This window comes from Roseicyclus sp. (genome assembly GCF_052168335.1).
Lineage (GTDB): Bacteria > Pseudomonadota > Alphaproteobacteria > Rhodobacterales > Rhodobacteraceae > Roseibacterium.
In genome coordinates this window covers 1-8322 of the sequence record NZ_JBQLZP010000677.1, presented here as the reverse complement: position 1 = coordinate 8322, position 8322 = coordinate 1, and the positions used below count along the sequence as shown (strand labels likewise).

Annotated in this window: 8 protein-coding genes; 7 read left to right on the top strand and 1 reads right to left on the bottom strand. The window is 70.7% G+C overall.

Annotated elements, in window-relative coordinates; translation table 11 throughout:
• Positions 1 to 285 precede the first annotated feature (285 nt).
• The 6 genes from ACTS11_RS20685 to ACTS11_RS20660 all read left to right on the top strand — a co-directional run bounded on the left by ACTS11_RS20685 (position 286) and on the right by ACTS11_RS20660 (position 6257).
• On the top strand, positions 286 to 720 hold the full coding sequence (locus tag ACTS11_RS20685; protein ID WP_442642171.1) for a YeeE/YedE family protein: 435 nt from the start codon (positions 286 to 288) through the stop codon (positions 718 to 720).
• A 4-nt stretch (positions 721 to 724) separates the two neighbouring features.
• Positions 725 to 1162 (top strand): DUF6691 family protein, encoded by a 438-nt coding sequence (locus ACTS11_RS20680; protein ID WP_442642170.1) that lies wholly within the window; start codon positions 725 to 727, stop codon positions 1160 to 1162.
• 21 nt (positions 1163 to 1183) lie between these two features.
• Positions 1184 to 2068: an MBL fold metallo-hydrolase gene (locus tag ACTS11_RS20675; protein ID WP_442642169.1), complete on the top strand. Its 885-nt coding sequence runs from the start codon at positions 1184 to 1186 to the stop codon at positions 2066 to 2068.
• A gap of 80 nt (positions 2069 to 2148) precedes the next feature.
• On the top strand, positions 2149 to 3822 hold the full coding sequence (locus ACTS11_RS20670) for a TIGR01244 family sulfur transferase (protein WP_442642168.1): 1674 nt from the start codon (positions 2149 to 2151) through the stop codon (positions 3820 to 3822).
• Positions 3823 to 3874: 52 nt separating this feature from the next.
• The gene (locus ACTS11_RS20665) at positions 3875 to 5623 is read left to right on the top strand and encodes a SulP family inorganic anion transporter (protein ID WP_442642167.1); all 1749 of its coding nucleotides are present in this window, start codon (positions 3875 to 3877) and stop codon (positions 5621 to 5623) included.
• Between the two features lie 61 nt (positions 5624 to 5684).
• On the top strand, positions 5685 to 6257 hold the full coding sequence (locus tag ACTS11_RS20660) for a peroxidase-related enzyme (protein ID WP_442642166.1): 573 nt from the start codon (positions 5685 to 5687) through the stop codon (positions 6255 to 6257).
• Positions 6258 to 6261: 4 nt separating this feature from the next.
• On the opposite strand, the gene ACTS11_RS20655 is transcribed toward ACTS11_RS20660, so the two are convergent.
• Positions 6262 to 7947 (bottom strand): tetratricopeptide repeat protein, encoded by a 1686-nt coding sequence (locus ACTS11_RS20655; RefSeq protein WP_442642165.1) that lies wholly within the window; start codon positions 7945 to 7947, stop codon positions 6262 to 6264.
• Positions 7948 to 8133: 186 nt separating this feature from the next.
• Between ACTS11_RS20655 and ACTS11_RS20650 the strand changes: the two genes are divergently transcribed.
• The coding region (locus ACTS11_RS20650; protein WP_442642164.1) for a hypothetical protein at positions 8134 to 8322 on the top strand (189 nt) is incomplete at its 3' end.

Below are 8322 nucleotides of genomic sequence, written 5' to 3'. Positions count from 1 at the left end.
GAGATCCTCGACTGCGACGCGCTGAGGGCGCTCGCCGAGGGCTGAAGGGGCGTTTTTCCGAGGGAAAAACGGGAAAACGGCACGTTTTCCCACCCGCAAGACATGCGTCTTGCGCCGGAAAACCGCGTTTTCCGGCCCCCCTGCGCACGGCGCGCGCGTTTGTGTGACTAGATCACTGATGCGGGCGGCGAGAATCGCTATCCATGGTGGCGCGAACAGAGGGGCGCCCTGCGGAACCGCCCCGTCCAGGACCATGACGCGCCGCGCGGGCGCAGGGAGACATGCATGATCGAGACCGCCTTCACCCCTTTCCAGTCGCTCGGAGGCGGCGTCCTCATCGGGCTGGCCGCCGTGCTGCTGATGCTGACGCTCGGCCGCGTGATGGGCGCCACGGGCATCCTCACGGGCATCTTCGCGCCCGCCTCGCTCCATGACGCGAGCTGGCGCATCGCGATCCTCGCCGGCATGATGACCGGCCCCGCCGTCTACTGGCTCGCCACGGGCGGCATGCCGGAGATCACGGTGCCCGTCTCGACGCCCATGCTGGTCGTCGGCGGCCTGATCGTCGGGGTCGGCGTCACCTACGGCTCGGGCTGCACGTCGGGCCACGGCGTCTGCGGCATGGCGCGGCTCTCGCCGCGCTCGATCGCCGCGACCCTCACCTTCATGGCGACGACGGCCGCGACCGTCTTCGTCGTCCGCCACGTGATCGGAGGCTGAGCCCATGCACCTGATCGTCGTCTACCTCATCGGCGTGATCTTCGGCACCGGCATCGTCGTCTCCGGCATGGCCAACCCCGCCAAGGTGATCAACTTCTTCGACGTCGCGGGCGCCTGGGACCCGTCGCTGGCCTTCGTCATGGGCGGCGCGCTGATCGTGACCTTCGTGGGCTACCGCCTCGTCTTCGGGCGCCAGCGCCCGATCTTCGAGGGCCGGTTCAACGTGCCCACCGCCCGCAACCTCGACGCGCGCCTGATCGGGGGCTCCGCCCTCTTCGGCGTCGGCTGGGGCATCGCGGGCTTCTGCCCGGGCGGGGCGCTGCCCGCGCTGGGCACCGGGCGGACGGAGGTCCTGATCTTCGTCGCCGCCATGCTCGCGGGCATCTTCGGCGCCCGCTACCTGCAATCCCTCTCGCGGCCCAAGGCGACCGCGACCTCGTAATCAACCGGAGGAGACAGAGAAATGTCCGACTTTCCCGTGAACATGAACGTCCAGCCCGAGGTCGAGCCCTTCTTCGACCCGGCCACCAACACGATCTCCTACGTCGTGAAGGACCCCAACTCCGACAGCTGCGCGATCGTCGACAGCGTCATGGACATCGACTACGCCGCCGGCCGCATCACCTACGACAGCGCCGACGCGATCATCGCCTACGTCAGGGAGAAGGGCCTCAAGGTCGAGTGGCTGATCGAGACCCATGTCCACGCCGACCACCTCTCGGCCGCGCCCTACATCCAGGAGAAGCTGGGCGGCAAGATCGGCATCGGCCGCAACATCACCGTGGTGCAGGACACCTTCGGCAAGGTCTTCAACGAGGGCACCGAGTTCCAGCGCGACGGCTCGCAGTTCGACGCCCTCTTCGACGACGGCGACTGCTACATGGTGGGCGGCATGCGCGCCTTCGCGATCTACACGCCGGGCCACACGCCCGCCTGCATGACGCACGTGATGGGCGACGCCGCCTTCGTGGGCGACACGCTCTTCATGCCGGACGGCGGCTCGGCGCGCGCGGACTTCCCCGGCGGGGATGCGGGCACGCTCTACGACAGCATCCAGAAGGTGCTGACGCTGCCCGACGACATGCGCCTCTTCATGTGCCACGACTACGGGCCCAACGGCCGCGACATCCAGTGGGAGACCACGGTGGGCGAGGAGAAGCAGTTCAACATCCACGTCGGCGGAGGCAAGTCGAAGGACGACTTCGTCAAGTTCCGCACCGAGCGCGACGCGCAGCTCGACATGCCCAAGCTCATCATCCCCTCGTTGCAGGTGAACATGCGCGCGGGCGAGGTGCCGAAGGACAAGGACGGCCGCCCGATGCTGAAGGTGCCGGTCAACGCGCTCTGATGCCAGGACGGGCGGGGGCAGGACGCACCCGCCCGCCGCAACACCGGGGGCGAGGGACCCCTTCAGGAGGAGGCTCCGCCATGGATGCCAGAACGATCACGGCCGGCCTGTCGGTCGCCCCCCAGATCACCGCGGACGACGTGCAGGCCATCGCCGACGCGGGCTTCCGCGCCATCGTCTGCAACCGGCCCGACGGCGAGGGCATGGACCAGCCGAACTTCGAGGAGATCGAGGCGGCGGCCGTCGCCCTCGGGCTGAAAACGGCCTATCTGCCGATCACCGCGGGCAAGGTTTCGGACGCGGACGCGGACCGCTTCCGCGCCCTGATGACCGAGCTTCCGGGGCCGATCCTCGCCTATTGCCGCACCGGCACGCGCTCGGCCACGCTCTGGTCGCTGGCGGTCGCGAAGGAGAAGCCGGTCGCCGACATCCTCGCCGCGACGCAGGGCGCGGGCTACGACATGGGCGGCGTCGTCCGCCGCATCGCCAACGGGGGCCGCACGCCCACCGATCGCGCGGACGCCAGCTTCGACGTCGTGATCGTGGGCGGGGGCGCGGCGGGCATCGCGGTCGCCTCCTCGCTCCGGGCGCGCAAGCCCAACCTCAACCTGGCGATCATCGACCCCGCCGACATCCACTACTACCAGCCCGGCTGGACCATGGTGGGCGGCGGCATCTTCGAGGCCGCGACGACCGCCAGGACGATGGGCAGCCTCATTCCCCGCGGCGTCCACTGGATCAAGTCCGCCGTCGCCGCCTTCGAGCCGAAGGACAACGCCGTCATCCTCGATGGCTGCCGCGTGGTGAAGTACAAGCGCCTCATCGTGGCGCCGGGGCTCAAGCTCGACTGGCACCGGATCGAGGGGCTGGTGGACACCCTCGGCCAGAACGGGGTGACGTCGAATTACCGTTACGATCTGGCGCCCTACACCTGGGAGCTCGTGCGGAACCTCAAGCGGGGCCGCGCCGTCTTCACCCAGCCGCCGATGCCGATCAAGTGCGCGGGCGCGCCGCAGAAGGCGCTCTACCTCTCGGGCGACCACTGGCACCGCGAGGGCGTGCTCGACCGGATCGACATCCAGTTCATGAACGCGGGCGGCGTGCTCTTCGGGGTGAAGGACTACGTTCCCGCGCTGCAATCCTACATGAACCGCTACAAGGCCGAGCTGAACTTCTTCCACAACCTCGTGGCCGTCGACGGACCCGCCAGGAAGGCATGGTTCGAGGTGAAGCGCCCCGAGGAGGCGGTGCGCACCGTCGAGGTGGAGTTCGACATGCTCCATGTCGTCCCCCCGCAGGTCGCGCCCGACTTCGTCCGCGTCTCGCCGCTCGCCGACGCGGCGGGCTGGGTGGATGTCGACCAGGCGACGCTCCGCCACAAGACGTTCGAGAACATCTGGTCGCTCGGCGACGTGATGAACGCGCCGAACGCCAAGACGGCGGCGGCGGCGCGGATGCAGGCCCCCATCGTGGCCGAGAACGTGGCCGACGACATCGACGGGCGCGCGCCGACGGCGATCTACAACGGCTACGGCTCCTGCCCGCTGACGGTGGAGAAGGGCAAGATCGTGCTGGCCGAGTTCGGCTATGGCGGCGCGCTGCTGCCGTCGTTCCCGCGCTGGCTGATCGACGGGACCAAGCCCACGCGCGCGGCCTGGTTCCTGAAGGAGACCGTGCTGCCGCCCTTCTACTGGAAGGCGATGCTGCGCGGAAAGGAATGGATGGTGAAGCCCGAGAAGGTCACCGCCCGCTGAGAGACCCCCGGTCGGCCCGCCTCAGGGCCGTTCCCACCAGAAAGACAAGGCCATGATCGAGACCCTCCGCCGGTATGTTCCCATCCTCGACTGGGGGCGGACCTACACCCGCGACGCGCTGCAATCCGACCTTCTCGCGGCGGTGATCGTCACGATCATGCTGATCCCGCAGTCGCTGGCCTATGCGCTGCTCGCCGGGCTGCCGCCCGAGGCGGGCCTCTACGCCTCGATCCTGCCGATCATCCTCTACGCGATCTTCGGCACCTCCCGCGCGCTCGCCGTCGGTCCCGTGGCCGTCGTCTCGCTGATGACCGCCGCCGCCGTCGGCCAGGTGGCCGAGCAGGGCACCGCGGGCTATGCCGTCGCGGCGCTGACGCTCGCGGTCCTGTCGGGGGCGATCCTGCTCGCCATGGGCCTCTTCCGGCTGGGCTTCGTCGCGAACTTCCTCTCGCACCCGGTCATCGCGGGCTTCATCACCGCCTCGGGCATCCTGATCGCGGCGAGCCAGCTCAAGCACATCCTCGGCGTCGAGGCGCATGGCCACACGCTGATCGAGATGGTGGCGTCGCTCGTCGCGCACCTGCCCGAAACGAACCTCGTGACGCTGGTGATCGGGGTCGCGGCCACGGCCTTCCTGTTCTGGGTGCGCAAGGGGCTCAAGCCCTTCCTCATCGCCCGCGGCGTCAGGCCCAGGCTCGCCGACATCGCGCAGAAGGCGGGCCCGGTCGGCGCCGTCGTCGTCACCACGCTCCTCGTCTGGGGGCTCGGCCTGTCGCAGACCGCGGGCGTCTCGATCGTCGGCGCGGTGCCGCAGTCCCTGCCCCCCTTCACGCTGCCCGGCCTCTCGCTCGACCTCGTCTCGGCGCTCTTCATCCCCGCGCTCCTGATCTCGGTCATCGGCTTCGTCGAGTCGATCTCGGTCGCGCAGACCCTCGCCGCCAAGAAGCGCCAGCGGATCGACCCAGATCAGGAGCTGATCGGCCTCGGCGCGGCCAACATCGGCGCGGGCTTCACCGGCGGCTATCCCGTCACCGGCGGCTTCGCGCGGTCGGCCGTGAACTTCGATGCGGGCGCCGAGACGCCGGCCGCCGGCGCCTTCACCGCCATCGGCCTCGCCATCGCGGCGCTGGCCCTGACGCCGCTGATCTTCTTCCTGCCCAAGGCGACGCTGGCCGCGACGATCATCGTGGCCGTCCTCAGCCTCGTGGACTTCTCGATCCTCAAGAAGACCTGGGGCTACGCGAAGGCCGACTTCGTGGCGGTCGCGGCGACGATCCTGCTGACCCTCGGCCTCGGCGTCGAGGCGGGCGTCTCGGCGGGCGTGATCCTGTCGATCGCGCTCCACCTCTACAAGACGTCGAAGCCGCACGTGGCCGAGGTCGGCCTCGTCCCCGGGACGCACCACTTCCGCAACATCCTGCGCCACCATGTGAAGACCCATCCCGAGGTGGTGACGCTGAGGATCGACGAGTCGCTCTACTTCGCCAATGCCCGCTTCCTCGAGGATCTCGTGCAGGACCGCGTCACGGCCGACAGCCCGGTGAAGCATGTGGTCCTCATGTGCTCGGCCGTGAACGAGATCGACACCTCCGCGCTCGAGAGCCTCGAGGCGGTGAACGAGCGGCTGAAGAGCATGGGGGTCAAGCTGCACCTCTCCGAGGTGAAGGGCCCCGTGACCGACCGCCTCAAGCGCTCGCATTTCCTCGACGAGCTGACGGGCGAGGTCTTCCTGTCGCAATACGACGCCTGGGTCGCGCTGACGAAGAAGACGCCCGGCCCCGCGCTCCAGGCCGCGCAGTAGGGGCCTTGCCCTCCGCGCCGCGGGGGGCCACGCTCGGCGCGACACGAGGGGAGGACCGACCATGCCGCAGCCCGATCACGTCTCGATCTACGACCTGCCCGAGCCGGACGCGCTCGACGACGACACGCGCCGCTATTTCGAGATCTGCGTCGAGAAGCTCGGCATGGTGCCGAACGTGCTCAGGACCTTCTCCCGCAACCAGGAGAAGCTGCGCGCCTTCTCGCAATACTACAACACGCTCATGCTGGGGCCCTCCGGCCTGAGCAAGCTCGAGCGCGAGATGGTGGCCGTCGTCGTCTCCTCCGCCAACCGCTGCTTCTACTGTCTCGTGGCGCATGGGCAGGCGGTGCGCAGGCTCTCGGGCGACCCGCATCTGGGCGAGATGCTGGTGATGAACTACCGCGTCGCGCAGCTGTCGGAACGGCACCGCGCGATGCTCGACTTCGCATGGAAGCTGACGACCGCGCCGTCGGAGGTGGTGGAGGAGGACCGCGGCGCGCTCCGTGCGGCGGGCCTGTCGCAGGACGAGATCTTCGATCTCGCCGACGTCGTCGGCTTCTTCAACATGTCGAACCGCTTCGCCATCGCCTCCGACATGATGCCGAACGCGGAATACCACGCGCTGGACCGCTGAGACCCTACGGCTGGCCCAGCGCCCGCGCGGCGGCCAGCGTCATCGGCCCCACCTGCCCGTCGAGCCCGCCGCGGTAGAGGCCGCGCTCCTGCAAGATGCGCTGGAAGGCCACCGCCGTCTCCGGGTCCCAGGGCGGCACGACGCCGTTGACCGTGCCGCGCATGGCCTCGGGCTCGATCTGGCCGGTCTCGAGCGCGCGGACATATTCCTGCGCGGCGCGCTCGGGGTCGCGGGCGGTGCCGATGCCCTGCTCGATCAGGAAGGCGCGGAGCGCCTGCGCCGGCACGTCGCCGCGCCCGGCCAGGTAATCCACCCAGCGGAAGCGCGCGAAGGCGTTCGGCACGACCGTGTCGTAGAGGTCCGCCAGCTCGAAGGCCGCGTCCACGTTGCCCGCCCGCGCGGCGCCCGCGAGGAATGGGATCGCCGCGCGCGGATCGGGCAGGCCCAGCGCCGCCTGCGCGTCGTCGGGCACGCCCTCGCCGCTCAGGTAGGTCTGCGCGAGGCGGTATTGCGCGAAGTGATATCCCTCCTCCGCCGCCTGGCGCATCAGCGCGATCATCCGCTCGGGATCGCGCGGCACGCCCCGGCCGAGCCGGTACATCATGCCGAGCGTCGCCGCCGCCGCCGGGTCGCCGGCCGCCACCGCCTCCTCGTAGAGCGCGACGGCGCGCGCCACGTCCTCGCGCACGGGCCTGATGCCGAAGTTGTAGTAGTCGCCGAGCCGCGTGGCGGCGGCGGCCACCCCGGCCTCGGCCGCGCGCTCGTAGAGGCGGACGGCGTCGCGGTGCTCGCCCGTCGCCTGCGCGATCGTGGCGAGATGGTAGAGCGCGGCCCCGGCCTCCGGCAGGGCGCGCGCGGCGGCCGTGCAATCGGCCCGCGCCTCGGCCAGCGCGCGGAAGGCCTCGCGCTGCGCCTCCTCGGTGACGGGAACCTCGGCCGTCGGCTCTCCGGCCGTGGCGACGCACCGCGCCAGCGCGGCCTCGGCCTCAGCACGCGCCTCGGCCTCCGCGGCGAGGCGGGCCGCCTCCTCCTCTGCAGCAACCCGTGCGGCCTCCTCCTCCGCGGCCAGCCGGGCGGCTTCCTCTTGCGCCGCAACCCGTGCGGCTTCTTCCTCGGCGGCCACCCGCGCGGCCTCCTCCTCTGCAGCAACCCGTGCCGCTTCTTCCTCGGCGGCCACCCGCGCGGCCTCTTCCTCGGCGGCGATCCGCGCCGCCTCCTCCTGAGCGGCAACCCGCGCCGCCTCTTCCTCCGCGGCCACCCGCGCGGCCTCCTGCTCCGCCGCTACCCGCGCCGCCTCCGCCTCGGCGGCCAGCCGCGCGGTCTCGTCCTCGGTCGATACCGTGGTCTCGAGCACCGGCGCGGCGGCCTCGGCGGCCTGGCGGGCGGCGATGGCGGCGGACAGCGTCGCGATGGCGGCATGCGCCGCCTGCCGCGCGCTCGCCGCCGCTTCGGTCGCGCGGGCAAGCTCGGCCTCGGCCGCCTCGCGGGCACGGTCGGCCGCCTCGGCCGCGTCCCAGGCCGCGTTCGCCGCAAGGCGCGCCTCCGCCTCGGCCGCGAGCAGCGCGTCGAGCCCGCCCTCGCCCGGCTGCGCGGCTTCCTGGGCCACGGCGATGCCCGCCGTTCCCCCTGCCAGCATCAGCGCCAGCACCGCCGGCACCACGAAGCGCGACCTCGGAACGATCCCTTGCACGGCGGTTTCCCTCGTCAATTCATGCATCTGGCGGGACGATAACGGCGCCCCCTGCCCGTGTCGATAGCGCGGCATCCTCCGCTCCGCCGTCGCCCGGCACCCAGAAAGTTCTTTCCAACCCGGTCTGGCCGAGGCAATCTCCGCCGAGCCTCAAGATCAACGATAATTGACCCGGCCGAGCACAAGATGACCTCCGTCCTGCCCATCGACGGCGAGAGCGCCGCCCATGACGCCGGGTCCGGCGGGCGCCCGGTGCTGGCCATCGATCTCGACGGCACGCTCCTGCGCTCGGACATGCTGCACGAGACGCTCTGGGCGGCCCTCTCGGTCCGGAGCCGCCTGTTCTGGCAATCCGCCCTCGCCCTGCCGAAGGGC